This window comes from Nocardia veterana NBRC 100344 (genome assembly GCF_000308855.1).
GTDB lineage: Bacteria > Actinomycetota > Actinomycetes > Mycobacteriales > Mycobacteriaceae > Nocardia > Nocardia veterana.
Genome location: NZ_BAGM01000084.1, coordinates 1 through 26,077, shown reverse-complemented (window position 1 = coordinate 26,077; position 26,077 = coordinate 1). Strand labels below are relative to the sequence as shown.

Here is a 26,077-nt window from a genome sequence, read left to right as displayed (position 1 = left end):
ATCGCCGGGCACGGCCGCGCGGACCGGTCGGCTCCCATGCGCCGAGCGGATTCAGGATCCGGGAGTGGCGACCCATCCGGCCACGATCACGAGTCCGGTGGGCCGGTGCACCGCGAGGAAGCCGAAGGGCCGGTCGAAGTCCACCGCGATCATCAGGGCGTCGGAAGGAGCCGGCGGCATACCCGTCGGTTCCATCAGCACCGCGGTGACCGCCGCGGCCGCGAAACCGTCGGCGGTGAATCGGGCACAGACGTCCTGGGCGGCGGCGGTCACCCGTAACGCGGTCGGCGACAGGCCCGGGAAGGGGTTGTGCTCGGCGGTGGTCGCGGCCGTCAGGCCGAACCGCGCCGGCTCACGCAGCAGATCGTGGGTGGAGCGAATCATGAACGGCGGCAGCTGGATTCGCAGCGTATCCGCGACCGCGGTCACGTGCCGCACCTCGAGCCCGGGGCCGGCGGCGTCCGATGCGGGCCGGCGGGTATCCACCGAACCGTCGAGCGCGCCGAGACCTGCCGCCAGCACCGCGGCGGCCGGGGCGTCCTGCGCGCCGAGTAGCAGATGGACATCCAGATCGGAGGCGCCACGGACCACGACCCGCGAAACGGGCGTGTCGGCCACCAGGACGGCGGCGTCACCGAGGTCGGTGCTGTACCGCGCGAGGGCCGGTCCGCGGTGGCCGCGCCACGGTCCGGTCGCCGGTTCCAGCACATCGGCGTGAAAACTCTGCCGCCACGCGGTGCGGGCGACCACCGCGGTGGCCAGCGCGAAGGCCGTCGCCGGGCCGATCGGGGCCGGGAATCGGTCGATCAGGCCGTCGGTGTGCTGCCGCGCCCAGTCGTCCAATCCCTCCGTCCCTCGCAGTGCGGCGATCGTTCCCGGCGGCAGGGTGCGCAGCCACTCGTCGCGCAGCCCGACACCGTCGCGCACCCACACTCCGAGGGCGGCGCGTATCGACTCGGCGGCCTCGATCCGGCGCAGCAGCGTGATCGCCGCGTCGTGGGCGGACATGGCGGAAATTCCGGCCGCGGTGGCGAGCTCGCTGCGGGCCGGTTCGGCGGCCGGTCTGGCCAGCAGCGCCAGCAGCGGCCAGATACCACAGCCGGACAGCGCGAAATCCTCGGAACCTGCTGCCTCACACCACTTTTCGGTCAGAGCATTGGCGGCTGCCACATCGGGTGCGAGGCTCGGCTGCATGGCGAAAGCCTACCGACGGGCAGTGCGCCCCTGCCGGGGTGTACGTGGGCGGCCGGGGCGCGTCCGGATCCTGGTGGCCCGGAGGATCGAACCGATCCGCCGACAAGTCTGGTTCCTCAACCGCACTCGAGGTCCAGGCCGTTCGGGGGTGGTCTGCGTCACGCCACGCGAGACGACGGTCGGCGCACAATGGCCGAAATTGCGTGTGGGTGGCCGAACCTGTTGAGGCGTTGCGGTCGATGTGTGTCATCCTTCCGAAGCGGAACTGTCCGCGGGAGGTCGCAGGAGGTAGGGATGGCCGGCGCCGGTGCGGCTCGTCTGGCGGAACTTCGCGCGGGTCGCGCGACCCCGGAGCAGGCGTGGCAGCTGTACGACAGCCTGCCGGAGGTGACGGTCGGCGAGATCACCACCGGCCGCTGGACCGGCGACGAACTGGACACCGGGCATCCGTGGGCCGGCGTGCTGGTCGAATCCGGTTGGTACGGAAAGCAGTTCGACTCGCCGGATGAGGTGCAGCCACTGCTGTTCGCCGGGCCGGACGGCCGGGTCTTTCCGGTCGACCCCCGCCGGGTGCCGCTGGCGCTGGCCGGAACTCTGCCGCCGGCGGGCTTCCGGGCGGCGCGACGCCTGCTGCCGGTCCTGCGCCCGCTGCTGCGGACCCGGCACAGTCGCGCCCGCCTGCGCGAGATCGAATTCCGCGGCCGAACCAGCGCGGCCATGATCTACGACCATCTGCCCATCGTCGACATCTTCCGTCGGGTCGACGCGGACACCCTGCTCGGGGTGATGGATATGCGCGGGTCGAACGCCCCCTATTTCTTCAGCCTGCGTCGCGAACGCGGATAACCGCTCAGTCGTCCTCGGCGGCCAGGATCACGTCGAAACGGGCATCCGCGGTGTCGAGTTGCTCGAGAATGTGCTGCTTGACATGCGGTGCCAACGGCGTGTCCGGGCGGGTGATCAGTTCCCGGTAGACCGCGGTGAGCGGCCGGTACTTGGTGGCGAGTTTGGACATGACGGCCTGTTCGTCGGCATAGAGGATCCCGACGCCGTTGTCGGTGAAGTCGGAAATCTTCACGACCCGTGCCCACGGGTCGCGGTCCAGGCTCTCGGCCACGTGGTCGCGGTATCGGATGTGCCGGTCCTCGCCCGGGTCGTGAGCCGGATTGGTCACCGCCGCAACGAGATTCGCCACGCGCTCGCCGAACCGTTCCGCCAGCACCGCGAGCGCCGCCGCAGTGGAGTCCGCCTCCGGCTCCTGCCCGCCGCCGAGGGCGGCGAGGTCGGCCGCATGATCCTCGACGGCATCGTGCAGCAGCCCGGCCAGCACCACCTCGGTGTCGTGCACCTCGTAGTGGCTCACGATGCGGATCGCCACCCGCAACAGGTGATTGAGATAGGGTTCGCGGCCGTAGTTGTCGTTCCGGTGCAGGTCGGCCACGAATTCGAGTGCGGCGTCGACTCGTTCGGCATCGGGCAGTTTCCGCTGCGACTCGAGCAGCAGTCGTTGTCGCAGCCCTTCTTCGCCGTGCACATCGCTGAGGGTGTGCAACGGCATGGCCGCCAGAATGCCCGCCCCGATCGACTCCATCCGCCCAATCTAGCGGGCCGGGGTGACAATCCGCCGTCGCCGATTTCGTCAGTGGACCCCACGGGGGCGGAATTGGATGCTGATCCGCGGACCCACCGGCCGCCGCGTCTTCGGCACCGCGTGTTCCCACGTGCGCTGGCAGGAGCCGCCCATCACGAGCAGGTCGCCGTGCCCGACCTGGTAGCGGATGCTCGCCCCGCCGCCGCGCGGACGTAGTAGCAGCGCGCGCGGTGCGCCGATCGAAAGGATCGCGACCATGGTGTCGTCGGTGGACCCGCGGCCACCGGTATCACCGTGCCAGGCCACGCTGTCGCGGCCGTCGCGGTAATAGCACAGGCCGGCGGTCCGGAACGGTTCGCCGAGTTCGCGCCCGTAGTACCCGCTCAAGGCCGCGCTCGCTTCGTTCAGAACGGGATCCGGCCAAGCCTCGTCTTCGCCGTAGTGCCGCAGCAGCCGTGGCACGTCGACGACGCGGTCGTACATCGGCCGGCGGTCGGCCCGCCACGGAACGCAGGTGGCCAGCCGTTCGAACAGTTCGTCGGCCCCGCGCAACCATCCCGGGAGCAGATCGACCCACGCGCCCTCGGTCAACCGGGTGCGACGCACGCCGGTCAGCGGCCCCAGTTCGATCTCACCGAAGCCGTCGAACAGCGATCTCTGCAGCGGTGTCGACACGTGCTCGAATCTACATTCTATCGAACATATGTTCAAGCAGCTGCCCGGGCCGGCTCTGCGGGCCGGCCGATGGGGCTCGCTTCAGCTCAGGTGGGCGCGGACGAAATCGACCACCGCATCGGAGAATTCGTCGTTGACATCGCTGGCCGCGGTATGTGCCGCGCCCTTGATCTCGACGTATTCCAGATTAGGCACCAGGGCGCGGAACTCGGCCACGCCCTGTTCGCTCACCACGTCCGACAGGCGGCCGCGCACCAGCAGCACCGGGATCTCGAGCGCCCGCGCGGCGTCCTCGAGATCGCCGGTCTGCAATTCGATGTCCTCGGGCCGGCTCGACATCATCGCCGGATCCCAGTGCCAGTACCAGCGGCCGTCCTCACGCAGCCGCAGGTTGCGCCGCAGCCCGTCCGGATTCCGCGGGCGGCTGCGATGCGGCAGATACTCGGCCACGGCATCGGCGGCCTCCTCGAGCGAGGCGAACCCCTCGGGATGTCCGCCGAGGAAATTGAGCACCCGTTCCACGCCCTTGTGCTCGGGCCGCGGAACGACGTCGACCAGGACGAGCCCGGCGATGCGCTCCCGGCCGGGCCGGGCGGTGGCCAGTAGTGCGGTCAGCCCACCCATGCTCGCGCCGACCACGATCGCGGGCCGGTCGAGTTCGGCGAGGATGCCGAGCAGATCGGCGGTCATCGCCGCCCGCGAGTAGTCGCCGTCGGGAGCCCAATCGCTTTCGCCGTGGCCGCGTGCGTCGAGCAGAATCGCGTGCATACCGACCTTCGCCAGCGCGGCGCCCGATTCCTTCCACGAGTGCCGGGTCTGGCCGCCGCCGTGCAGGAAGACCGCGAGCGGGCCGTCGGCCGGCCCCCAGCTCTCCCCGGCCAGCGTGATACCGCCGTGGCCGCGAAAGGTGATCGGACGGGGCTCGGTGAAGTCAGCTTCGTTGCTCACCCTTGGAGCATCCCACATCCGGTTTACGCTGTATGAAACAGTCCCGGCCAACGGGTCGGCGAGACGGCCGCCCGGCCGCGCCCGGTTTGCCATAGGTCGGCATCGGTGCTGGTGGCGGGGCTCACAGCGAGACCCCGCCGACGGGCGGGCGAGGTGGCGCTGCTACGCTCGACCATCGAAAAGACATCCTTTAACGGACCGTCCGGTGAGGCGGGGAAGGAGGTCGGCATGGCCGTGCCCGAAGAGCGCGGCGGCCGCGTCGCGCCCGACGAACGGGCTGCCAGGTCGGGAGCTGCCGAATATTCGCAGCGGCACGACCCGGAGTGGGTCCGCGCCGGTCGTGAGTTGTTGTCCGCCTCCGATGTCGGCCGGACCATTGCGCGCATGGCGCATCAGATCATCGAGAAGACCGCCCTCGATTCGTCGGATCCGGAGGCGCCCCGGGTGGTGCTGATCGGCATCCCCACTCGCGGCACCACGCTGGCCGCGCGGTTGACCGATCGGATCGAAGAGTTCTCCGGGGTCCGTCCCGCGCTCGGCTCACTCGACATCACGCTCTACCGCGACGATCTGCGCAATCGCCCGCATCGTCCGCTGGAACGGACCTCGGTGCCCGAAGGCGGCATCGACGACGCCCTCGTCGTTCTGGTCGACGATGTGCTGTTCTCCGGCCGCAGCGTGCGCTCGGCGCTGGACGGGCTGCGCGATCTGGGCCGCCCGCGCGCGGTGCAACTGGCGGTGCTGGTCGATCGCGGTCACCGCGAACTGCCCATCCGCGCCGACTACGTCGGCAAGAACGTGCCCACCTCGCGCAGTGAGGACGTCTCCGTGCTGCTCAGCGAACACGACGGCCACGACGGCGTCTACCTGCACCAGGGGGAGCAGCGGTGAGGCATCTGCTCTCGGTCACCGATCTGGACCGCACCACCGCCACCGAACTGCTCGACGACGCCCAGCGCTTCGAACAGGCCCTGCTCGGGCGCGAAGTGCGCAAACTGCCCACTCTGCGCGGGCGCACCGTGATGACGGTGTTCTTCGAGAACTCCACCCGCACCCGAGTCTCGTTCGAGGTGGCGGGGAAGTGGATGAGCGCGGACGTGATCAACGTCAGCGCGTCGAGTTCGTCGGTGTCGAAGGGGGAATCGCTGCGCGATACCGCGCTGACGCTGCACGCCGCCGGTGCCGATGCGCTGATCGTGCGCCACCCCGCGTCCGGCGCGGCGCACCAGATCGCCCGCTGGTTCGGGGAACTCGACGCCGGCTCCGGCGGCTATGCCGGTACCGGCCCCGCGATCGTCAACGCCGGCGACGGGATGCACGAGCACCCCACCCAGGCTCTGCTCGATGCGCTCACGCTGCGTCAGCGCCTCGGTGACCTCGCCGGTAAACGTGTGGTGATCGTCGGCGACATCCTGCACAGCCGCGTCGCGCGGTCCAACGCCTTCCTGCTCGACATCCTGGGCGCGGAGGTGGTGCTGGTCGCGCCGCGCACCCTGCTGCCGGTCGGCGTCGAACAGTGGCCGGTACAGGTCTCGCATTCGCTGGATGCCGCACTGCCCGGTGCGGACGCGGTGATGATGCTGCGCGTCCAGGCCGAGCGGATGAACGGCGGCTTCTTCCCGTCGGCGCGCGAATACTCCATCGCCTACGGACTGAACGAGCGACGCATGGCGCTGCTCGACGACGCCGCGGTCGTCCTGCATCCGGGTCCGATGCTGCGCGGGATGGAAATCGCCTCGGCCGTGGCCGATTCGCCGAAAGCCGCAGTGCTGCAACAGGTCACCAACGGTGTGCATATGCGTATGGCGGTGCTGTTCCGCCTGCTGGTCGGTGCCGGGGAGGCAGTCGCATGAGCGGGACCGGGCCGGAGGCGGCCGGCCGAACGAGCTGCTACGGGGAAGGTGTGGGCGCATGAGCGATCTGGTTATCCGGGGCGTGCGGCCCTACGGCGAGGGCGAGCCGGTCGACGTGCTGGTGCGCGACGGCGTGATCGTCGCCCTCGGTGCGGGATCCGCGGAGTCGGTAGACGGTGTCGAGATCGCCGCCGACGCCGAGGTGCTCGAGGCGGACGGCCGGATCCTGCTGCCCGGCTTCGTCGACCTGCACACCCATCTGCGCGAACCCGGCCGCGAAGACACCGAAACCATCGAAAGTGGTTCGGCCGCAGCCGCATTGGGCGGCTACACCGCGGTGTTCGCGATGGCCAACACGAACCCGGTCGCCGACACCTCGGTGGTCACCGATCACGTCTGGCGACGCGGGCAGGAGGTCGGGCTGGTCGATGTGCATCCGGTCGGTGCGGTGACGGTCGGCCTGGCCGGTAAGCAACTGGCCGAAATGGGCACGATGGCCGCCGGTGAGGGCCGGGTGCGCATCTTCTCCGACGACGGGCACTGCGTCTACGACCCGCTGATCATGCGGCGTGCGCTCGAGTACGCGAAATCCCTCGATGTGCTCATCGCTCAGCACGCCGAGGAGCCGCGGCTCACCCAGGGCGCCGTCGCCCACGAGGGACCGACCGCGGCGCGGCTCGGTCTGGCCGGTTGGCCGCGCGCCGCCGAGGAATCGATCGTGGCGCGCGACGCCCTGCTCGCCCGCGATGCCGGCGCTCGGGTGCACATCTGTCACGCCTCCACCGCCGGCACCGTCGAATTGGTGAAATGGGCCAAGGCGCAAGGGATTTCGATCACCGCCGAGGTCACCCCGCATCACCTGCTGCTCGACGATTCCCGGCTGGAGACCTACGACGCGGTGAACAAGGTGAATCCGCCGCTGCGCGAGGCCTCCGACGCGCAGGCGCTGCGCACGGCGCTGGCCGAGGGCGTCATCGACTGTGTCGCCACCGACCACGCGCCGCACGCCGAACAGGACAAGTGCTGCGAGTTCGCCGCGGCTCGGCCGGGCATGCTGGGCCTGGAGACGGCGCTGTCGATCATCGTCGAGACGCTGGTCGCTCCGGGTCTGCTCGACTGGCGCGGGGTGGCGCGGGTGATGAGCGAGAACCCGGCCCGGATCGCCGGGCTCGACGATCAGGGCCGGCCGATCGCGGTCGGTGAACCGGCCAATCTGACCCTGGTCGACCCGGATGCCTCCTGGACCGTGCGGGCCCGGGAACTGGCGAGTATCTCCGACAACACCCCGTACGAGGCGATGACCCTGCCCGCCAAGGTCACCGCCACGATGTTGCGCGGGCGGATCACCGCCCGCGACGGCGTGGTCACGACCGCCCTGGCGGGGAGAGTGGGGCCGTAATGGAGCGCACGCTGTGGGTGATCGGGCTGGCCGCCCTGTTCGTCCTGTTCCTGTGGTTGATGTACCGGTCCTGGCTGGTCCGGGCCCGCAAACAGGCCTCCTCGGTGGGTGAACTGCCGGCGGTGCCGGCGGACCTGGGCGCCCAGGTGCTCGAGCCCACCACCGGGCTGTACACCGGGACCACGCTGGCTCCGAGCTGGCAGAACCGAATCGTGGTGGGGGACCTGGGGTTCCGCGCCACGGCCGAACTGACCCGCTTCGAACGCGGGATCCTGCTGGAGCGCGACGGTGCGGACGTGATCTGGATTCCGCAGGAATCCATCACGGCCGTCCGCACCGAACGCGGCCATGCGGGCAAAGTGATGACCGACAATGGTGTGCTGGTTATTCGCTGGAAGCTGCCGGCCGGAACCGAAGTGGACACCGGGTTCCGCGGCGACGACAAGACGGTGTATCCGGCCTGGACGGCCATATCCGCAACGGGACAGACCGGCGCGGCGACGGGAGATGAGACGCCATGAGCGGACAAGGGCCGGAGGCGGCAGCTTGCGTAACCACGCAGGCCCCCGCTCATGGCGTGAGAAGGCAGAGCGTGAAGGCTGGATTTCTGGTGAACGAGGTGAACGAATGAGCGACCGCGCCGCGGTGATGGTGCTCGAGGACGGACGGGTATTCCGTGGGCGCCGATTCGGCGCCGAGGGGCAGACGCTGGGCGAAGCGGTTTTCTGCACCGCGATGACCGGCTATCAGGAAACCCTGACCGACCCGAGCTACCACCGCCAGATCGTGGTGGCCACCGCCCCGCAGATCGGCAACACCGGCTGGAACGACGAGGACGACGAGTCGAACCGGATCTGGGTGGCCGGCTACGCGGTGCGCGATCCCGCGAAACGCGCCTCGAACTGGCGCGCGACCACCACGCTGCAGGACGAATTGGAACGTCAGAACATCGTCGGCATCGCCGGAATCGACACCCGCGCGCTGGTGCGGCATCTGCGCACCCGCGGGTCGATGAAGGCGGGCATCTTCAGCGGTGACGCGGCCGACGCCTCGGCCGAGGAACTGCTCGGCCGGGTCACCGGCCAGCCGTCGATGCTCGGCGCGGACTTGGCCGGGGAGGTGTCCACCGACGGCGTGTACACCATCGAACCGGCCGGTGAGCACCGGTTCACCGTGGTCGCGGTGGATCTGGGTATCAAGACCAACACCCCGCGCATGTTCGCCGAGCGCGGCATCCGGGTGCATGTGGTGCCCTCCGGCGTCACGCTGGATCAGATCAAGGAGCTGCGGCCGGACGGCGTCTTCCTGTCCAACGGCCCCGGTGACCCGGCGACCCAGGACGATGCGGTCGAGCTGACCAAATCCGTTCTGGGCGAAGGGCTTCCGCTGTTCGGCATCTGCTTCGGCAACCAGATCCTGGGCCGCGCGCTGGGCCTGGGCACGTACAAGATGAAGTTCGGCCACCGCGGCATCAACGTGCCGGTCGTCGATCACGCCACCGGCGCGGTGTCGATCACCGCGCAGAATCACGGCTTCGCGCTCGAGGGGGAGGCCGGACAGCGGTTCGACACCCCGTTCGGCACCGCCGAGGTCAGCCACACCTGCGCCAACGACGGCACCGTCGAAGGAGTGCGCCTGGTGGACGGCCGCGCCTTCTCGGTGCAGTACCACCCCGAGGCCGCCGCCGGCCCGCACGATGCCGCTTACCTGTTCGACCGCTTCGCGGGTCTCATGGAGGAACGATGAGTCACACTGCGCAGCCCACTCGTCGTTTCGACCGGGTGCGGGTGTCCCGCATGACACAGGAGGATGCCTGATGCCACGCCGTACCGATCTGAACCACATCCTGGTCATCGGCTCGGGGCCGATCGTCATCGGCCAGGCCTGCGAATTCGACTACTCCGGCACCCAGGCGTGCCGGGTGCTGCGGTCCGAGGGCCTGCGGGTGTCGCTGGTCAACTCGAACCCCGCGACGATCATGACCGACCCGGAATTCGCCGACTCCACCTATGTCGAGCCGATCACCCCGGAATTCGTCGAGAAGGTCATCGCGAAGGAGCGGCCCGACGCCATCCTGGCCACTCTGGGCGGCCAGACCGCGCTCAACACCGCGGTCGCGCTGCACGAGAACGGCGTGCTGGAGAAGTACAACGTCGAACTGATCGGCGCCGACTTCGACGCCATCCAGCGCGGTGAGGACCGGCAGAAGTTCAAGGACATCGTCGCCAAGGTCGGCGGCGAGTCGGCCCGCTCCAAGGTCTGCTACACCATGGACGAGGTCCGTGAGACCGTCGCCGAACTCGGCTTCCCGGTGGTCGTGCGGCCGTCGTTCACCATGGGCGGCCTGGGTTCGGGCATGGCCTACAACGACGACGACCTCGACCGCATCGCCGGCGGCGGCCTGGCCGCCTCGCCGACCGCGAACGTCCTGATCGAGGAATCGATCCTGGGCTGGAAGGAATACGAACTCGAGCTGATGCGCGACGGCCGCGACAACGTGGTCATCGTCTGCTCGATCGAGAACGTGGACCCGATGGGCGTGCACACCGGCGACTCGGTCACCGTCGCCCCGGCGATGACCCTCACCGACCGCGAGTACCAGAAAATGCGTGATCTCGGCATCGCCATTCTGCGCGAGGTCGGCGTCGACACCGGTGGTTGCAACATCCAGTTCGCGGTCAACCCGGCCGACGGCCGCCTGATCGTCATCGAGATGAACCCGCGTGTTTCGCGCTCGTCGGCGCTGGCGTCGAAGGCCACCGGCTTCCCGATCGCGAAGATCGCCGCCAAGCTGGCCATCGGCTACACCCTCGACGAGATCGTCAACGACATCACCAAGGAAACCCCGGCCTGCTTCGAGCCGACCCTCGACTACGTCGTGGTGAAGGCGCCGCGGTTCGCGTTCGAGAAGTTCCCGGGCGCCGACCCGACCTTGACCACAACCATGAAGTCGGTCGGCGAGGCGATGAGCCTGGGCCGCAACTTCTCCGAGGCGCTGGGCAAGGTGCTGCGGTCGCTCGAGACCAAGGCCGCCGGATTCTGGACGCAGCCCGACGGGCGCTGGACCGACGTGGCCGAGATCCTCGACGATCTTCGGGTCCCGACCGAAGGCCGGCTCTACCAGGTGGAGCGGGCACTGCGCCTGGGTGCGAGCATCGAAGAGGTCGCCGCGGCCTCCGGCATCGACCCGTGGTTCGTCGCCGAGATCGCCGGACTGGTCGAGCTGCGCGCCGAGATCGCGCAGGCTCCGGTGCTGGACGAACCGCTGCTGCGTTTCGCCAAGCACAACGGTCTGTCGGACCGGCAGATTGCCGCGCTGCGCCCGGAACTGGCCGGTGAGAACGGCGTCCGCGAGCTGCGGCACCGGCTCGGCATCCGGCCGGTGTACAAGACCGTCGACACCTGTGCCGCCGAATTCGAGGCCAAGACGCCGTACCACTACTCCAGTTACGAGCTCGACCCCGCGGCCGAGTCGGAGGTGGCGCCGCAGACCGAGCGCGAGAAGGTGATCATCCTCGGCTCCGGGCCCAACCGGATCGGCCAGGGCATCGAATTCGACTATTCGTGTGTGCACGCCGCGCAAACTCTGTCGCAGGCCGGGTACGAGACCGTCATGGTCAACTGCAACCCGGAGACCGTGTCCACCGACTACGACACCGCCGACCGGCTGTACTTCGAGCCGCTGACCTTCGAGGACGTGCTCGAGGTCTACCACTCCGAATCGGAGTCGGGCCGGGTCGCCGGGGTGATCGTGCAGCTCGGCGGGCAGACCCCGCTGGGTCTGGCGCAGCGGCTGACCGATGCCGGGGTGCCGGTGGTCGGCACCTCCGCGGCGGCGATCGACCTGGCCGAGGACCGCGGCGAGTTCGGGCACGTGCTGGTCGCGGCCGGACTGCCCGCGCCCAAGTACGGCACCGCCACCACGTTCGATCAGGCCAAGGAGATCGCGGCCGAGATCGGCTATCCGGTGCTGGTCCGCCCGTCCTACGTGCTGGGCGGTCGCGGCATGGAGATCGTCTACGACGAGGCCTCGCTCGAGGGCTACATCTCCCGGGCCACGGAATTGAGCCCCGAACATCCGGTCCTGGTCGACCGGTTCCTCGAAGACGCCATCGAAATCGACGTCGACGCGCTGTGCGACGGCGAGGAGGTCTACCTCGGTGGCGTGATGGAACACATCGAGGAGGCCGGTATCCACTCCGGTGACTCCGCGTGCGCGCTGCCGCCGATCACCCTGGGCCGCAGCGATATCGAGGCGGTGCGCCGGTCGACCGCGGCCCTGGCCAAGGGCATCGGGGTCAAGGGCCTGCTCAATGTGCAGTACGCGCTCAAGGACGATGTGCTCTACGTCCTCGAGGCCAATCCCCGTGCCAGCCGGACGGTTCCGTTCGTCTCCAAGGCGACCGGCGTGCAGTTGGCCAAGGCCGCCGCGCGGGTCATGATGGGCGCGACGATCGCCGAGTTGCGCAAGGAGGGCATCCTGCCCGCCGAGGGCGATGGCGGTCATGCGCCGATGGACGCCCCGGTGGCGGTGAAGGAAGCGGTGCTGCCCTTCCACCGGTTCCGCCGGCCGGACGGCACCGGCATCGATTCGCTGCTGTCGCCGGAGATGAAGTCGACCGGTGAGGTGATGGGTATCGATGCCGATTTCGGTACCGCCTTCGCCAAGAGCCAGTCCGCGGCCTACGGTTCGCTGCCGGTGGCGGGGACGGTCTTCGTTTCCATCGCCAACCGCGACAAGCGGGCCATGGTGTTCCCGGTCAAGCGGCTGCACGATCTGGGCTTCCGGATCCTCGCCACCGAGGGCACCGCGGAGATGTTGCGGCGCAACGGAATTCCGTGCGAGCGGGTGCGCAAACAGTCCGATCCGGTCCCCGCGGCCGGGAACGGTGAGCCGCTCGAGCCCTCGATCGTCGATCAGATCAAGGACGGTGAGATCGACATCGTGTTCAACACGCCTTACGGTAACTCCGGGCCCCGCGTGGACGGTTACGAGATTCGGACCGCCGCCGTGGGCGCCAACATTCCGTGCATTACGACGGTTCAGGGTGCGGCTGCGGCCGTACAGGGCATCGAAGCAACCATCAACGGCGGTATCGGGGTGCGCTCGCTGCAGGAGCTGCACGCCGTATTGCGCGGCTAAGAGGAGAGATAACGGTGGGAGCCATCGGTTTCGGCGCGGGAGTCCGGCCCCCGGGGGCCGGTCGGGCGGCGACTCGGCGGATTCGCGGATACGGCGGCGCGGAAGCCGCGCCGCCCGGCGGCGGTGACATCCGCCGGATGCGCAACGTCGGCGGCTACAGCACGGTCGGCTTCCGGGTGATCCCGCCGATCGGCCGCAAGCCGGCGCCGGAGGCCGAGACCGATGCCGACGCCCTGACCGACGCGTTGCTCGCCCGGGCGGACGAGGTCCTCGCCCGTGCCGACGAGGTGCTCGCCCACGCCGACGCGGAGGCCTATCCGGATACCGCCGAGCCCGCGGCTACCCCGCCCGCCGGTGACGAGCTGGCCGGCGCCGGGGCGGCCAGGTGACGCCGTTCGGCCTGCGACTGGCCGCGGCCATGAGCCGGTTGGGTCCGGTGTGCGCCGGGATCGACCCCCATCCGCAGCTGCTGCGCGCCTGGGGCCTCGGCGCGGACGTCGAGGGCCTGAAACGGTTCTCCGATATCTGCGTCGAGGTGTTCGCGGGCCGGGTGGCGCTGGTGAAGCCACAGGTGGCGTTCTTCGAGGAGTACGGCTCCGGCGGCATCGTGGTCCTCGAGGACACCATCGCGGCCCTGCGGGCGGCGGGGACGCTGGTCCTGGCCGACGCCAAGCGCGGCGATATCGGATCGACGATGGCCGCCTACGCGCGTGCCTGGCTGGGCGACGGACCGCTGGCCAGTGACGCGGTGACGGTCTCGCCGTATCTCGGCTTCGGATCGCTGGCGCCCGCGCTCGAGCCGGTAGCGGCCGCCGGTCGCGGAGTGTTCGTACTGGCCGCCACGTCCAATCCGGAGGCCGCGCAGCTGCAGCGCATCACCGCCGCGGACGGGCGCAGTGTCGCGCAGATCATGATCGACGAGGCCGCCGCCTGCAATGCGGGAGCGGAATTCGGCTCCGTCGGCGTGGTGGTCGGCGCGACCCTCACCGAACCGGTGGACGTGAGCAAACTCAACGGTCCCATCCTGATGCCCGGTGTCGGGGCTCAGGGCGGGGGAGCGGAGTCGATCCGCGCGCTGATCCCCGCCGATCGATTCGCGAACGTCGTCCCGAATGTCTCCCGGGAGCTCCTGGAGACCGGTCCGTCGGTCGCCGCCATGCGGACCAAGATGCACAAACTCGCCGACGAATTCGCCTTCCTTCAGTCCTGAACGGCTGGACGGTCGCCCCTCCTTTCGGCTGGAGATTCCGACCGGTTCGTTTTCGGTTGCGGCTCGTTCCCGCGCCGATTCGCGCGGCCCGGCCGTGGAAGTTACACCCTGGTGTTTTTCCGGCTCAGCGGCCGTTCCGGGGGTGCGTGCGGGCCTGTCCACGCCGTCGCCGTCGGCCGGCACGGGAACCTCCCGGCGGTCGACTGCGTGCGACACGCGGGTGCAAAAAGTCGCGACACGCGGATAATTTTCAGAAAGTTCCAGGTCGCGCGATTACGGGTCGGTTACGGTCGCATCCGACCCGTCGTGATTGCGCCGCCGCGCCGACCGGAAAGGGTAAAACCGCAGGCCACCGGCCTGTTGCGGGAGCGGCGGCACCCACGGCGGCGGGCCGCGGGGTGCGCCGCGGCCACGGGGGCGGAAATGGCCCTCCATGCCCGAATCGGGCGCTGACCTGGGGGGTGGGTTCGCAATCGGCGCGCCGCGTGGGTACGGTCGCTGAGACCACCGGGTTACCGGAGGTAGATCTAGCAATGAACGATGAGACGGAGGAACCGTGGCCCTTCCCCAGCTGACTGACGAGCAGCGCGCCGCTGCTTTGGAGAAGGCGGCTGCCGCTCGCCGCGCTCGGGCAGAGCTCAAGGAGCGCTTGAAGCGTGGTGGCACTGACCTGAAGACGGTCCTGAAGGACGCCGAGACCGACGAGGTCCTCGGCAAGATGAAGGTATCCGCGCTGCTGGAGGCCCTGCCCAAGGTCGGCAAGGTCAAGGCGGCCGAGATCATGAGCGAGCTGGAGATCGCGCCGACCCGCCGCCTGCGGGGCCTGGGCGACCGGCAGCGCAAGGCGCTGCTGGCGAAGTTCGACTTCGAAGCCTGATCCGAGGGTGGTCGAACACACACAGAAGGGTCGGCTGGTAGTACTGGTCGGCCCCTCGGCCGTCGGCAAGTCCACCGTGGTCCGCTGCGTCCGGGAACGGCTGCCGGAACTGGTGTTCAGTGTGTCGGCCACCACCCGGGCCCCCCGGCCCGGGGAGGTCGACGGCCGCGACTATCGGTTCGTCACCCGCGCCGATTTCGACGCCATGATCGAAAAAGGCGAACTGCTGGAATGGGCCGACATCCACGGCGGCCTGCAGCGGTCGGGCACCCCGGCCGCCCCGGTGAAGGCCGCGCTGGCCGCCGGGAAGCATGTGCTGCTGGAGGTGGACCTCGTCGGCGCCCGCTCGGTGCGAGCGGCGATGCCCGAGGCCCTGCTGGTCTTCCTGGCCCCGCCCAGCTGGGAGGAACTGGTCGCCCGGCTCACCGGCAGGGGCACCGAATCACCCGAGGTGATCGAACGGCGGCTCGCCACCGCCAAGACCGAACTCGCCGCCTGTGACGAGTTCGACATAGTGATCGTGAACGACGACGTGACCACGGCCTGTGAGCAGTTGGTATCGTTGTTCGTTAGCACAAATTCGAGATGAGCGCGGGTGATCCGCGAACTCCTCTCGCCCGCACCTTCCATCGACCCGCAGGAGCCTCCTCAGTGAGCGACACCAAGACCGCGCCCGCGTACGACACCCCGGTCGGCCTCACCAACCCGCCGATCGACGAGCTGCTCGAGCGCACGTCGTCCAAGTACGCACTGGTCATCTACGCGGCCAAGCGGGCGCGCCAGATCAACGACTACTACAACCAGCTCGGTGACGGCATCCTCGAGTACGTGGGTCCGCTGGTCGAGCCGGGTCTGCAGGAGAAGCCGCTGTCGGTCGCCATGCGCGAGATCCACTCCGATCTGCTCGAACACACCGAGGGCGAGTGACCCTGCGGCCGTAACCGCGGTGTTCGCGACGGGCCCGGAGGCGGCAGCTCGCGTTACCACGGAGGGCACCGCGAACGCCGCCATCCACCACAGCCGTCTCCACCGGACCGAAGAGGCTTGATTCAGATGCGAATCGTTGTCGGCGTGGGCGGCGGAATCGCCGCCTACAAAGCGTGCTCGCTGGTGCGCAAGTTCACCGAGACCGGGCACGACGTCCGAGTCATCCCCACCGAGTCCGCGCTGCAGTTCGTCGGTAAGGCGACCTTCGAGGCCCTGTCCGGTAATCCGGTGCACACCGGGGTGTTCGCCGATGTGCCCGAGGTTCCGCACGTACGCATCGGCCAGGAGGCCGATCTGGTGGTCATCGCACCGGCCACCGCCGATCTCATGGCGCGGGCGGCCTCCGGTCGCGCCGACGACCTGCTCACCGCCACCCTGTTGACGGCCCGATGTCCGGTGCTGTTCGCGCCCGCGATGCACACCGAGATGTGGGAGCATCCGGCGACGATCGCCAACGTCGCGACCCTGCGGGCCCACGGCTCGACCGTGATGGAGCCGGCGTCCGGCCGGCTGACCGGCGCCGATACCGGCCCGGGCCGGCTGCCCGAGCCGGAGGAGATCTTCGCGCTGGCGTCGCTGCTGCTTGAGCGCCCCGACGCTCTGCCCCGGGACCTCGAGGGCCGGCGCATCGTCGTTTCCGCCGGTGGTACTCGCGAGCCGCTGGACCCGGTCCGGTTCCTCGGCAATCGCAGCTCCGGTAAGCAGGGCTACGCGATGGCGCGGGTCGCGGCCCAGCGGGGCGCGCAGGTCACCCTGATCGCCGGCAACACCATCGGCCTGGAGCCGCCGGCCGCGGTCGAGGTCGTACACGTGACCACCGCCGAGCAGATGGGTACCGCGGTCGACAAGCACTCCGCCGGTGCCGACGCGGTGGTCATGGCCGCCGCGGTCGCCGATTTCCGGCCCGCCAACGTCGCGGCCGCCAAGATCAAAAAGGGTGCGCACGAACCGAATTCGATCGAGCTGACCAAGAATCGCGACATCCTCGCCGGACTGGTGCAGGCACGTCGGGACGGGCAGCTGAGCGGATTGGCGATCGTCGGATTCGCCGCCGAAACCGGCGACGAACACGGCGATGTCCTGACCCACGCGCGGGCCAAACTGGCCCGTAAGGGGTGTGATCTGTTGGTGGTCAATGCGGTCGGCGACGGCAAGGCGTTCGAGGTCGACAACAACGACGGCTGGCTGCTCGGCGCCGACGGCACCGAACAGGCGCTCGACCACGGCTCCAAGGCGCTGCTGGCGAGCCGCGTGCTCGATGCGCTCGGTCCGCTGTTGCGTTGAGTCACAATGGTTTCCGCGCCACGGTGGGGAGGTGGTCGCCGCCGGGAGACGCCGAACGGAGCAGGTTCTCCGGACCGGCCGGACCCGAACATCGACGCCTCGCCCGCCCGTGGGAATGTTTGGAATAGTCTGAGGTAAAGGGTTGTGCGGTGACGCGATGCCGCTACTGTCGCATCCCGACATGAGAAACCCGTTGAGGGAGAGGGAACAACTGTGCGCACGTCCGGTAGCCGGCTATTCACGAGTGAGTCCGTCACAGAGGGTCACCCGGACAAGATCTGTGACGCGATCAGCGATTCCATCCTCGACGCGCTGCTCGCGCAGGATCCCCGCAGCCGGGTCGCGGTGGAAACCCTGGTGACCACCGGTCAGGTACACGTGGCCGGTGAGGTCACCACCGAGGCGTACGCCGACATCCCCACCATCGTGCGCGAGAAGGTACTCGAGATCGGGTACGACTCCTCGGCCAAGGGCTTCGACGGGGCCTCCTGCGGGGTGAACGTCGCCATCGGCGCGCAGTCGCCCGATATCGCCCAGGGCGTCGACCACTCGCACGAGGCGCGGGTGGGTGGCTCCGACGACGAGATCGAGCGTCAGGGTGCCGGCGACCAGGGCCTGATGTTCGGCTATGCCACCAAGGAGACCCCCGAGCTGATGCCGTTGCCGATCGCGCTGGCGCATCGGCTCTCGCGGCGGCTGACCGAGGTCCGCAAGTCGGGCGTGCTGCCGTATCTGCGCCCCGACGGCAAGACCCAGGTCACCATCGAATACGACGGTGACCGGCCGGTCCGGCTGGACACCGTCGTGCTCTCGACCCAGCACGCGGCCGACATCGACCTGGACAACCTGCTCGCGCCCGATATCCGCGAGAAGGTCGTCGACGCGGTACTGGCCGATCTGGAGCTGCCCAACCCGCTCGACACCTCCGACATCCGGCTGCTGGTGAACCCGACCGGCAAGTTCGTCCTCGGTGGTCCGATGGGTGATGCCGGACTGACCGGCCGCAAGATCATTGTCGACACCTATGGCGGTATGGCCCGCCACGGCGGCGGCGCGTTCTCCGGCAAGGATCCGTCGAAGGTGGACCGCTCGGCTGCCTACGCCATGCGCTGGGTCGCCAAGAACGTGGTCGCCGCGGGCCTGTCGGATCGGGTCGAGGTGCAGGTGGCGTACGCGATCGGCAAGGCCGCGCCGGTGGGCCTGTTCGTCGAGACCTTCGGCACCGAGAAGGTGGATCCGGCGCAGATCTCGAAGGCGATCAGCGAGGTCTTCGACCTGCGCCCGGGCGCGATCATTCGCGACCTGGACCTGCTGCGCCCGATCTACGCGCCGACTGCGGCCTACGGGCACTTCGGCCGCACCGATATCGACCTGCCCTGGGAGCGCACCGACCGCGCCGACAAGCTGCGCGCGGCTGCCGGTCTCTGAGCCGGACCGCGCCTGCCTTGGCGGAAGCGGGAGAACCGACGGCGCCCTCCGTTCCCACGGAGGGCGCCGTTTGCCTGCCCACGCCGGTTGCTGTCGAGGACCCTGCCGCGACGGCCGTGGACGCCGGCGCGTCGCGGGAGCACATGCCGGTAGAACCCGGGCAGCCGGGCGCCGAGGTCGGGGCTCCGGCATCGAAATCTGAAGAGCCGGAACAGAATTCGGAGGGGGAGGCGTCGGCGACGACTCGTGCCACGCGCCCGGCCCCGCTCGACCGACCGATCGCTCGGGTGCTGCCGATGCTCGAACCGGCCCATCTGGACCGCGATTTCGACTATTCGGTGCCCCCGGAGATGGATGACCTCGCACAGCCCGGTGTCCGGGTGCGAGTGCGTTTCTCGGGCCGCCTCGTCGACGGCTATCTTCTCGAACGACTCACGCACACCGAGCATTCCGGCAAGGTGGTGCCGCTGCAGCGGGTGGTCTCCGGGGAGCGGGTGCTCACCCCCGAGATCCTGCGCCTGGTCTCGGCGGTCGCCGGTCGGTACGCCGGAACCCGCGCCGATGTGCTCCGGCTGGCCATTCCGCCCCGGCACGCTCGAACCGAGACCGCCGAGCCGAAACCCGTTGAACTGCCCGATATTCCGGACGACTTTCCGGCGTGGTCGCGTTATGTGCACGGCGCCTCGTTCCGGTCCGCCCTGCGGCGCGGGGGTGCGCCACGAGCGGCCTGGCAGGCGCTGCCGGGTGAGGACTGGCCGCGGCGGCTGGCGGAGTTGGCCGCCACCACGGTCGCGAGCGGGCGCAGCGCGATCCTCATCGTTCCCGATCAGCGCGACCTCGACCGGGTGGTAACGGAATGCGCTGGGCTGGTGGGTGATTCGGTGGTCGGACTGTCCGCCGGGCTGGGACCCGCGGCACGATACCGGCGCTGGCTGGCGGCCTTGCGCGGCAGCGCCCGGGTGGTGGTCGGAACCCGCAGCGCGGTGTTCGCCCCGGTCCGCGACCTCGGTCTGATCCTGGTGTGGGACGACGGCGACGACACCTACGCCGAGCCCCGCGCTCCCTATCCGCACGCGCGCGAAGTCGCCATGTTGCGGGCACACGAGACCGGCGCCGCGTTCGTCGTCGGTGGATTCGCGCGGACCGCGGAGGCGCAGGCGATCGTCGAATCCGGTTGGGCGCACGACCTGCTCGCGGACCGGGCGACGGTACGCGCCGCCGCGCCGCGGATCCACGCCCCCGGCGACAGCGATCTCGCCCTGGAGCGCGACCCGATGGCCCGGGCGATCCGCATTCCGGGCACCGCCTTCGCCGCCGCACGCCGTGCCCTCGCCGCCGGCGAACCGGTGCTGGTGCAGGTGCCGCGCCGGGGTTATGTGCCGGCGCTGGCCTGTGCCACCTGCCGCACCCCGGCTCGTTGCCGCCACTGCAACGGTCCGCTGGCGCTGCCGGAGGCCGCACCGGCGGCGCCCGGGCATGCTCCGGGATCGAGCGATTCGGCCGCGCGAAGTGGAATTCCGCTGGGAGGCAGGGCATCCGGTGTGGTAGCGCACAGCCCGAGCTGCCGGTGGTGCGGAAAGGTCGAACCGGCCTTTCGCTGCGGCAGCTGCGGATCGCGGGTGTTGCGTGCCGTCGTGATCGGCGCGCAGCGCACGGCCGAGGAGTTGGGGCGAGCCTTCCCCGGCGTCCCGATTCGTGGCTCCGGCGGCAAGGCGGTATTGGATTCGGTGCCCGCGGGTCCACAGGTGGTGGTCGCCACCATCGGCGCCGAGCCCACGGTCCCGGGCGGCTACGGGGTCGCGCTGCTGCTGGACGGCTGGGCGCTGCTGGGCCGGGCGGACCTGCGGGCCGCCGAAGACGCGTTGCGCCGGTGGATGTCGGCGGCCGCGCTGGTCCGTTCCGACGGCGAGGTGCTGGTGATGGCCGAGCCGTCGCTGCCGACCGTGCAGGCGCTGGTGCGCTGGGATCCGGTCGGTCATGCCGGTCATGAGCTCGCCGCCCGTGCCGAGGTCCGGTTCCCGCCCGCGGTCCGGCTGGCCGCCGTCGACGGCACCACCGCGACCATCGACGAACTACTCGGCGCCGCAACGCTTCCCGACGGTGTCGAAGTGCTGGGACCGGTGCCGCTGCCGCCCGGTGCCCGCACGCCTTTCACCGGCGACGCCGCGCCGGCCGAGATCGAACGCATGATCCTACGAATCGAGCGACGGGCGGGTTCGGCCCTGTCGCGGTCCCTCGCGGCCGCCCTCGCGATCCGCAGCAGCCACCGCTCGGACGGCCCGTTGCGGGTACAGATCGATCCGGTCGACATCGGCTGAGGGCCGGGCGCCGGGGCCGGTTACCCGGTCCGCCGGAGCACGGTCGGCGGCCGGCATCGGCATCGAAGGGGTGGGCGGTTCAGCGGAACATGTCGATGCTGCGCCGGGCCCATGCCGCGAAGGGCTGTGGCGGGCGGCCCAGTACGGCGGCCACATCGCCGCTGACCTGCAACTCCTCGGCGGTGGGTGCGCCGAGGATGGCCAGGGTCGTGTCGGCGGCATCGGCAGGCATGACGGTGCGGAGGGCGGTCCGCGCCTGCTCGGGCGTCTGATCGACGAAACGCACCGGCTCGCCGAGCGTTTCGGCCAGGACCCGCACCCGATCGCGCGGTGATTCCGGGATGGGGCCGGTCAACACGTAGGTCCGGCCGACGTGATCCGGTTGGCGGAGGGCGGCGGCGGCGACGGCCGCGATGTCCTCCGGGTCCACGAACGGAATCGCGACATCCCCGAAGGGCGCGGACACCGTCCGCTGCCCACGCACCTGTTCTGCCCACATGGCCGCGTTCGAGTGAAAGCCACTGGGCCGCAATATCGTCCATTCCAAGCCGGAGTTCTGCACCGCTGTCTCGACCTGTTTGCCGAACTGCCCGTGTGAGGGACTGTCGGGGCGGGTGGCGACACCCTGCGACGACAGCAGGACAACTCGCCCGACCCCGCCGGCCCGGGCGGCCCGCAGTAGTTCCGGTACGTCGGTGCTCAGCGCGCCGGGGGCGAGGAGGAGGAACAGCCGGTCCGCGCCGTCGAAGGCCGTCGCGACTGCACGGGGCTGCGCCAGATCCGCCGCCACGTGCCGGACGCCGTGGGGGAGGTCCGCGGGCAATCCGCGGGATACGGCGATCACCTGCTCGCCCGATGCGGCGAGCATTCGCACCAGCGGACGTCCGACGTTCCCGGTCGCCCCGGTTACCACGATCATGTCATCTCCTGAGTTAGTTGGCTGACTAACTTGACGGTACGGCACGAGAGCCCCGTCTGTCTATAGTTAGTTGTATGACTAACTCACAAACCGGCGTCCGTCCCGGGAAGCGGGACCGGTTGGCGTCGGCCGCCGCCGAGGTCTTTCATCGGCAGGGCGTGGAAAAGACGACGATCGCCGATATCGCCCGAGCGGCGGAGGTGCCGGTCGGGAACGTGTACTACTACTTCAAGACCAAGGATCAGCTGATCCAGGCGGCGATCGGGTCCCATGCGCGCACGCTGGAGGGATTTCTCGATCGGCTCGACGGCGCGGCGGGGCCGGTCGAGCGGCTGCGCGCGCTGGTTCGGTCCTGGGTCGATCAGCGTGATATCGCGGCCCGCTACGGCTGTCCGTCCGGCACGCTCGCCACCGAACTCGACAAGCGTGACGACGGCCTCGAACGGGAACTGGCCGAGGTGATGCAGGTGCTGCTGGACTGGGTCGAGCGGCAATTCGAGCAGATGGGCCGCACGGACGCCCGTGAACTCGCAGTCGCCCTCATCGCCTCGTATCAGGGTATTTCGTTGCTTACCAACACTTTTCGTGATCCGGAGATGATGGCCACCGAGGGCGCCCGGCTGGAGCGGTGGATCGAATCGCTCGCCGACTGAGGGCTGGCCGGGCGTGGCGGGTGATCGTCGGTCCGGCCGGGAGATGTGTTCCATACTTGTCAAAGATGCATTGCCGATATATCGTTGATTGCGTCACCGTAAGACAACAGCCTGAGGAGGCAGTGATGGAACACGCAGAGAACATGGACAGGTTCGGGCCCGGCCGCCGGCGCGGGCCCTGGGCGGATCCGCGCGAACGGGGCGGCCGGGAACAGTTCCGGCGGCATCCCCGCGGTCCGCACGGTTTCGGGCCCTTCGGACCGGATTTCGGACCCGGCTTCGGTCCCGGCGGTCACGTCGGCCGGGGTCGCGGCCGGGGTGGTCGCGGTCGGCGCGGTGACGTGCGCGCGGCCATTCTGTTGCTGGTGCAGGAACGGCCGATGCACGGCTACGAGCTGATCCAGCAGATCCGCGAGCGCAGCGACGACATCTGGCGGCCGAGCCCCGGATCGATCTATCCGGCACTGTCCCAGCTCGAGGACGAGGGTCTGGTCATCATCGAGAAGGTGGCCGGTCGCAAGACCGCCACACTGACCGAGGCCGGCGTCGAATACGTCCGCGAACACCGGGACGAACTCGGCGACCCGTGGCAGGACGTGCGCGAAGGCGTCGGCGACCAGGCGCTCGATCTGCGCGAGCTGGTCGGCCAGCTGATGGGTGCGGTCGGGCAGGTGGCCCGCGCGGGTACTCCGGAACAGGCCGGTAAGGCGGCCGAGGTTCTCACCGAGGCGCGGCGCGCGATCTACCGGATCCTGGCCGACGACGACACCACCACCGAGTGAGGTGGTGAATCCCGTGTCCGCCCCCGTCCTTCGCGCCGGACAGCGCACAATCGGAGCATGGGACGAGGGCAGAGCCGTGGCGGCGGGGTGGTTTCGTGGCGGCGCGTGGTCGCGGCGGTGGCGGCGTGCGGGACGGTTTTCGGCGGCAGCGCCGTCGGTCGGGCCGATCCTCCCGCACCGCCGCCCGACACCCACCCCGTGGTCGTCCCGACCGAATGGGGCCCGCCGCAACCCGACCACCTGGCGGCAGCGCGCTATCTGAAGGCCCACCCCGACGCCACCCCCTGGGGGACCAATGACTTCGGCTGCCGGCCCAGCGCGCGGCACCCCCACCCGATCATCCTGGCCCACGGCACCGACGCCACCGCGTACACCGACTGGGCCGGAATCGCACCGCAGCTGGTGGCGGCGGGATTCTGCGTTTTCGCGCCGGACTACGGCGGAAAACCCGGCGCGACGAGTTTCGGCACCGAGGATGTCTGGGCATCTGCCCGGCAGTTCGCCGGTTTCGTTGACCGCGTGCTCGCGGTGACCGGCGCGCAGCGGGTCGATCTCGTGGGATTCTCGCAGGGCGCCAACATCACTCGGTACTTCGTCAACAAACTCGGCGGTGCCGCGAAGGTCGACCGATGGATCGGCCTGGCCTCACCCAGCTACGGCGGTGTCATGTACGGGCTGGTTCCGCTGGCCGATGCCGTACCCGGCCTGTGGGGTGCCTACGAACAGGTCACCTCGCAGGCCGCGGTCCAGCAGGCACAGGGCTCGCCGTTCATGCGCGACCTGAACGCCGGCGGCGATACGGTGCCGGGCGTGCGCTACACCACCATCGGCAGCCGGGTCGACGAAATGATCCAGCCGTTCACGAATATGGCCCTGACCGGACCGGGTGCGCGCAACCTCGTGCTGCAGGACCTGTGCCCGATCGACCTGACCGGGCATTTCCACCTGGTCTACGATCCGTTCGCGCAGCAGGTGCTGCTCACTGTGCTCGATCCGGATGCGGCGCCGCTGCCGCAGTGTGCCTACGTGCCGCTGGGCACGGGAATCGGCGAGGTCATCCTGGGAGCGCATTCCTGACGAACCGGATTTCGTGGCATCCGTAAAATGAGGCGACCCCACCGTCGTCTCGCTCCGGGAGTGTGTGCCTGTGACAATCCAGCCCGTTCGCCTGTTCGGCGATCCCGTCCTGCGCGCCCGCGCGGACGAGGTCGACACCTTCGACAGGGAACTGCAGCAGCTGGTCACCGACCTCACCGACACCATGCACGCCAGCCGGGGAGTGGGAATGGCGGCCCCACAGATCGGTGTCGGATTGCGGGTGTTCGTCTACGACACCGGCGATGCGGCCGGCCATGTCGTCAATCCGGTGTTCGACGTCGTGGGCGCGGACGAGCAGACCGGGCCGGAGGGCTGCCTGTCGATCCCGGGCCTGCGCTACGACGTCACCCGCGCTCAGCGCGTGGTCGCCCGCGGGGTGGACGTGCACGGCGTTCCGATCGAATTCGAAGCCGAGGGGCTGCTGGCCCGCTGCGTGCAGCACGAAACCGACCATCTCGACGGGGTGCTGTATCTGCAACGCCTGGAACCGGCCACGCGCAAGCAGGCCATGCGGGCGGTGCGCGAATCCGAGTGGTTCGCGGCGGGAAAGACCGTGATGTCGGCGGCCGAGGTCGCCGGCAGCCGCGCCGAGTCCGGGCGGAGCGAGTAGATGCGCCTGGTCTTCGCGGGAACACCCGAGCCGGCCGTCCCGTCGCTGCGGCGGCTGATCGCCTCCGCCCGGCACGAGGTCGTCGCGGTGGTGACCCGGCCGGACGCGGTGGCCGGGCGTGGTCGCAAGGTCACCCGTTCACCGATCGGCCGGCTGGCCGATGAACACGGAATCCCGGTCCTCACTCCGCGCAAGCCATCGGAGCCGGAATTCGTTGCGGCCCTTCGTGATCTGGCCCCCGACTGCTGCCCGGTGGTGGCCTACGGCGCGCTGCTGCCGCGCGAGGTGCTCGACATTCCCACCCACGGCTGGGTGAATCTGCATTTCTCGCTGTTGCCGGCCTGGCGAGGCGCGGCGCCGGTGCAGGCGGCGGTTCTGGCCGGGGACGAGATCACCGGCGCGTCCACCTTCCGGATCGAGGAGGGATTGGACACCGGCCCGGTATACGGCGTGGTGACCGAGCGGATCGGTGTCGCCGACACCGCGGGTGCGCTGCTGGAGCGGTTGTCGGTGTCCGGTGCGCAACTGCTCGAATCGACTCTGGACGGAATCGAGGACGGCACCGTCCAGGCGGTGCCGCAGGCCGGTGAAGGCGTCTCCTACGCCCCGAAGGTGGAGGCCGACGAAGGCCATATCCGTTGGGACCAACCGGCTTTGGCGATCAGTCGGCGGATCCGCGCGGTCACCCCCGTGCCCGGTGCGTGGACCGAGGTGGCCGGGAAGCGCTTGAAGATCGGCCCGGTGGAATTGGTGGAGGATCAACTGCCACAGCGCGTGATCGAGGTGCGCAAAACCGGTGTCTATGTCGGCACCGCGACCACCGCGGTCCGCCTGAATCAGGTACAGCCGCAGGGCAAGCGCATGATGCCGGCGCTCGACTGGGCACGTGGCGCGCGTCTGGAGCCCGGCGCGGTGGTCGAGTGAACGACTCGCGAGCAGACGACGGGCCGGACCGCGACCGCACGGCCGGGGGCCGGGCGGGGGCCGAACGGGCGCGCGGGGGATCCGGGAGCGAAGGGCGCTCCGGCGAAGCGTCCCGGCGATCCGGCCCGAAGCGTGCGGCCGAGCCCGGCTCGCGCGCCGGCGGCGCGAACGAGCGGGCCGGACG

At 69.7% G+C, this 26,077-nt stretch carries 25 protein-coding genes; 20 read left to right on the top strand and 5 right to left on the bottom strand.

Annotation, left to right across the window (positions count from 1 at the left end; all coding sequences use genetic code 11):
* Positions 1-51 precede the first annotated feature (51 nt).
* Positions 52-1,194: a serpin family protein gene (locus ON37_RS14815; protein ID WP_040720059.1), complete on the bottom strand. Its 1,143-nt coding sequence runs from the start codon at positions 1,192-1,194 to the stop codon at positions 52-54.
* 294 nt (positions 1,195-1,488) lie between these two features.
* Here ON37_RS14815 and ON37_RS14810 point away from each other — a divergent pair, with 294 nt between their 5' ends.
* Positions 1,489-2,040: a DUF4334 domain-containing protein gene (locus ON37_RS14810; RefSeq protein ID WP_051031605.1), complete on the top strand. Its 552-nt coding sequence runs from the start codon at positions 1,489-1,491 to the stop codon at positions 2,038-2,040.
* 4 nt (positions 2,041-2,044) lie between these two features.
* Here ON37_RS14810 and ON37_RS14805 read toward each other — a convergent pair whose 3' ends face one another.
* From ON37_RS14805 to ON37_RS14795, 3 genes are all read right to left on the bottom strand, one after another.
* Complete coding sequence (locus ON37_RS14805) at positions 2,045-2,785, bottom strand: HD domain-containing protein (RefSeq protein WP_040720058.1); 741 nt, start codon at positions 2,783-2,785, stop codon at positions 2,045-2,047.
* Between the two features lie 48 nt (positions 2,786-2,833).
* A complete protein-coding gene (locus ON37_RS14800) occupies positions 2,834-3,460 on the bottom strand; it encodes an alpha-ketoglutarate-dependent dioxygenase AlkB (RefSeq protein WP_040720056.1) in 627 nt (208 codons plus the stop codon).
* 81 nt (positions 3,461-3,541) lie between these two features.
* Positions 3,542-4,408 (bottom strand): alpha/beta fold hydrolase, encoded by an 867-nt coding sequence (locus ON37_RS14795; protein WP_040720054.1) that lies wholly within the window; start codon positions 4,406-4,408, stop codon positions 3,542-3,544.
* A gap of 228 nt (positions 4,409-4,636) precedes the next feature.
* On the opposite strand from ON37_RS14795, the gene pyrR reads away from it, so the two are divergent.
* The 14 genes from pyrR (at position 4,637) to ON37_RS14725 (ending at position 20,907) form a co-directional block, all read left to right on the top strand.
* Positions 4,637-5,299, top strand: coding sequence for a bifunctional pyr operon transcriptional regulator/uracil phosphoribosyltransferase PyrR (gene pyrR, locus ON37_RS14790; RefSeq protein WP_040720052.1), 663 nt, complete (start codon positions 4,637-4,639; stop codon positions 5,297-5,299).
* Positions 5,296-6,261 carry an aspartate carbamoyltransferase catalytic subunit gene (locus tag ON37_RS14785; protein ID WP_040720050.1) on the top strand — a complete coding sequence of 322 codons (966 nt, stop codon included), beginning with the start codon at positions 5,296-5,298 and terminating at the stop codon, positions 6,259-6,261. The genes pyrR and ON37_RS14785 overlap by 4 nt, the downstream gene beginning before the upstream one ends.
* A gap of 58 nt (positions 6,262-6,319) precedes the next feature.
* Positions 6,320-7,660 carry a dihydroorotase gene (locus ON37_RS14780; RefSeq protein ID WP_040720048.1) on the top strand — a complete coding sequence of 447 codons (1,341 nt, stop codon included), beginning with the start codon at positions 6,320-6,322 and terminating at the stop codon, positions 7,658-7,660.
* Positions 7,660-8,181, top strand: a complete 522-nt coding sequence (locus ON37_RS14775) for a PH-like domain-containing protein (protein ID WP_040720045.1) — start codon at positions 7,660-7,662, stop codon at positions 8,179-8,181. The genes ON37_RS14780 and ON37_RS14775 overlap by 1 nt, the downstream gene beginning before the upstream one ends.
* A 106-nt stretch (positions 8,182-8,287) precedes the next feature.
* The gene (carA, locus tag ON37_RS14770) at positions 8,288-9,406 is read left to right on the top strand and encodes a glutamine-hydrolyzing carbamoyl-phosphate synthase small subunit (protein ID WP_040720043.1); all 1,119 of its coding nucleotides are present in this window, start codon (positions 8,288-8,290) and stop codon (positions 9,404-9,406) included.
* Between the two features lie 70 nt (positions 9,407-9,476).
* Entirely contained in the window at positions 9,477-12,803 is a 3,327-nt protein-coding gene (gene carB, locus ON37_RS14765) for a carbamoyl-phosphate synthase large subunit (RefSeq protein WP_040720041.1), read from the top strand.
* 14 nt (positions 12,804-12,817) lie between these two features.
* Entirely contained in the window at positions 12,818-13,192 is a 375-nt protein-coding gene (locus ON37_RS14760; protein ID WP_040720039.1) for a hypothetical protein, read from the top strand.
* Positions 13,189-14,013, top strand: coding sequence for an orotidine-5'-phosphate decarboxylase (gene pyrF / locus ON37_RS14755; protein WP_040720037.1), 825 nt, complete (start codon positions 13,189-13,191; stop codon positions 14,011-14,013). Before ON37_RS14760 ends, pyrF begins: the two co-directional genes overlap by 4 nt.
* 556 nt (positions 14,014-14,569) lie before the next feature.
* Positions 14,570-14,890, top strand: a complete 321-nt coding sequence (gene mihF / locus ON37_RS14750; protein ID WP_030513994.1) for an integration host factor, actinobacterial type — start codon at positions 14,570-14,572, stop codon at positions 14,888-14,890.
* A gap of 7 nt (positions 14,891-14,897) precedes the next feature.
* A complete protein-coding gene (gene gmk, locus ON37_RS14745) occupies positions 14,898-15,479 on the top strand; it encodes a guanylate kinase (RefSeq protein WP_040720035.1) in 582 nt (193 codons plus the stop codon).
* Between the two features lie 62 nt (positions 15,480-15,541).
* Entirely contained in the window at positions 15,542-15,817 is a 276-nt protein-coding gene (gene rpoZ / locus ON37_RS14740) for a DNA-directed RNA polymerase subunit omega (RefSeq protein WP_040720033.1), read from the top strand.
* Between the two features lie 126 nt (positions 15,818-15,943).
* Positions 15,944-17,161 (top strand): bifunctional phosphopantothenoylcysteine decarboxylase/phosphopantothenate--cysteine ligase CoaBC, encoded by a 1,218-nt coding sequence (gene coaBC, locus ON37_RS14735; protein ID WP_040720032.1) that lies wholly within the window; start codon positions 15,944-15,946, stop codon positions 17,159-17,161.
* Between the two features lie 213 nt (positions 17,162-17,374).
* Positions 17,375-18,589: a methionine adenosyltransferase gene (gene metK / locus ON37_RS14730; protein ID WP_040720030.1), complete on the top strand. Its 1,215-nt coding sequence runs from the start codon at positions 17,375-17,377 to the stop codon at positions 18,587-18,589.
* Between the two features lie 296 nt (positions 18,590-18,885).
* Positions 18,886-20,907, top strand: coding sequence for a primosomal protein N' (locus ON37_RS14725; RefSeq protein WP_083893000.1), 2,022 nt, complete (start codon positions 18,886-18,888; stop codon positions 20,905-20,907).
* A 79-nt stretch (positions 20,908-20,986) separates the two neighbouring features.
* Here ON37_RS14725 and ON37_RS14720 read toward each other — a convergent pair whose 3' ends face one another.
* The gene (locus tag ON37_RS14720; protein WP_040720029.1) at positions 20,987-21,826 is read right to left on the bottom strand and encodes an SDR family oxidoreductase; all 840 of its coding nucleotides are present in this window, start codon (positions 21,824-21,826) and stop codon (positions 20,987-20,989) included.
* 74 nt (positions 21,827-21,900) lie between these two features.
* Here ON37_RS14720 and ON37_RS14715 point away from each other — a divergent pair, with 74 nt between their 5' ends.
* From ON37_RS14715 to fmt, 5 genes are all read left to right on the top strand, one after another.
* On the top strand, positions 21,901-22,479 hold the full coding sequence (locus ON37_RS14715; RefSeq protein ID WP_040720027.1) for a TetR/AcrR family transcriptional regulator: 579 nt from the start codon (positions 21,901-21,903) through the stop codon (positions 22,477-22,479).
* Between the two features lie 125 nt (positions 22,480-22,604).
* On the top strand, positions 22,605-23,261 hold the full coding sequence (locus tag ON37_RS14710) for a PadR family transcriptional regulator (protein WP_174362107.1): 657 nt from the start codon (positions 22,605-22,607) through the stop codon (positions 23,259-23,261).
* Positions 23,262-23,318: 57 nt separating this feature from the next.
* Positions 23,319-24,338, top strand: coding sequence for a lipase family alpha/beta hydrolase (locus tag ON37_RS14705; RefSeq protein WP_083892999.1), 1,020 nt, complete (start codon positions 23,319-23,321; stop codon positions 24,336-24,338).
* A gap of 70 nt (positions 24,339-24,408) precedes the next feature.
* Positions 24,409-24,969 carry a peptide deformylase gene (gene def, locus ON37_RS14700; RefSeq protein ID WP_040720025.1) on the top strand — a complete coding sequence of 187 codons (561 nt, stop codon included), beginning with the start codon at positions 24,409-24,411 and terminating at the stop codon, positions 24,967-24,969.
* Positions 24,970-25,893, top strand: coding sequence for a methionyl-tRNA formyltransferase (gene fmt, locus ON37_RS14695; RefSeq protein WP_040720023.1), 924 nt, complete (start codon positions 24,970-24,972; stop codon positions 25,891-25,893). It begins immediately after the preceding gene.
* The last annotated feature ends 184 nt before the right edge of the window (positions 25,894-26,077 follow it).

Excerpts from the sequence above, each read along its gene's own strand:
- ON37_RS14705 (WP_083892999.1), top strand. The coding sequence starts at position 23,319 with ATGGGACGAGGGCAGAGCCGTGGCGGCGGGGTGGTTTCGTGGCGGCGC.
- carB (WP_040720041.1), top strand. The coding sequence starts at position 9,477 with ATGCCACGCCGTACCGATCTGAACCACATCCTGGTCATCGGCTCGGGG.
- ON37_RS14720 (WP_040720029.1), bottom strand. The coding sequence starts at position 21,826 with ATGATCGTGGTAACCGGGGCGACCGGGAACGTCGGACGTCCGCTGGTG.
- carA (WP_040720043.1), top strand. The coding sequence starts at position 8,288 with ATGAGCGACCGCGCCGCGGTGATGGTGCTCGAGGACGGACGGGTATTC.
- ON37_RS14710 (WP_174362107.1), top strand. The coding sequence starts at position 22,605 with ATGGAACACGCAGAGAACATGGACAGGTTCGGGCCCGGCCGCCGGCGC.
- coaBC (WP_040720032.1), top strand. The coding sequence starts at position 15,944 with ATGCGAATCGTTGTCGGCGTGGGCGGCGGAATCGCCGCCTACAAAGCG.
- fmt (WP_040720023.1), top strand. The coding sequence starts at position 24,970 with ATGCGCCTGGTCTTCGCGGGAACACCCGAGCCGGCCGTCCCGTCGCTG.
- ON37_RS14810 (WP_051031605.1), top strand. The coding sequence starts at position 1,489 with ATGGCCGGCGCCGGTGCGGCTCGTCTGGCGGAACTTCGCGCGGGTCGC.
- ON37_RS14715 (WP_040720027.1), top strand. The coding sequence starts at position 21,901 with ATGACTAACTCACAAACCGGCGTCCGTCCCGGGAAGCGGGACCGGTTG.
- ON37_RS14815 (WP_040720059.1), bottom strand. The coding sequence starts at position 1,194 with ATGCAGCCGAGCCTCGCACCCGATGTGGCAGCCGCCAATGCTCTGACC.
- pyrR (WP_040720052.1), top strand. The coding sequence starts at position 4,637 with ATGGCCGTGCCCGAAGAGCGCGGCGGCCGCGTCGCGCCCGACGAACGG.
- ON37_RS14725 (WP_083893000.1), top strand. The coding sequence starts at position 18,886 with ATGCTCGAACCGGCCCATCTGGACCGCGATTTCGACTATTCGGTGCCC.
- ON37_RS14775 (WP_040720045.1), top strand. The coding sequence starts at position 7,660 with ATGGAGCGCACGCTGTGGGTGATCGGGCTGGCCGCCCTGTTCGTCCTG.
- ON37_RS14805 (WP_040720058.1), bottom strand. The coding sequence starts at position 2,785 with ATGGAGTCGATCGGGGCGGGCATTCTGGCGGCCATGCCGTTGCACACC.
- ON37_RS14780 (WP_040720048.1), top strand. The coding sequence starts at position 6,320 with ATGAGCGATCTGGTTATCCGGGGCGTGCGGCCCTACGGCGAGGGCGAG.